At 49.0% G+C, this 263-nt stretch carries 1 rRNA gene; it reads right to left on the reverse strand.

Going from position 1 to position 263, the window contains the following annotated elements:
- Positions 1-263: ribosomal RNA gene (locus tag GCM43_RS25630) — 23S ribosomal RNA — on the reverse strand; the annotation flags it as partial.

Raw genomic sequence — 263 nt, forward strand, 5'->3', positions numbered from 1 at the left:
TTGGGCTTACGGCGTGGAGGCTTTTCACCCCCATTATCGCTACTCATGTCAGCATTCGCACTTCTGATACCTCCAGCATCCTTTACAAGACACCTTCGCAGGCTTACAGAACGCTCTCCTACCATATATCAAAGATATATCCGCAGCTTCGGTGACTGGCTTAGCCCCGTTACATCTTCCGCGCAGGACGACTCGATCAGTGAGCTATTACGCTTTCTTTAAATGATGGCTGCTTCTAAGCCAACATCCTGACTGTTTTAGCC

Origin of the sequence: Janthinobacterium aquaticum (assembly GCF_009208565.1) — a bacterium.
Taxonomy (GTDB): domain Bacteria; phylum Pseudomonadota; class Gammaproteobacteria; order Burkholderiales; family Burkholderiaceae_D; genus Janthinobacterium.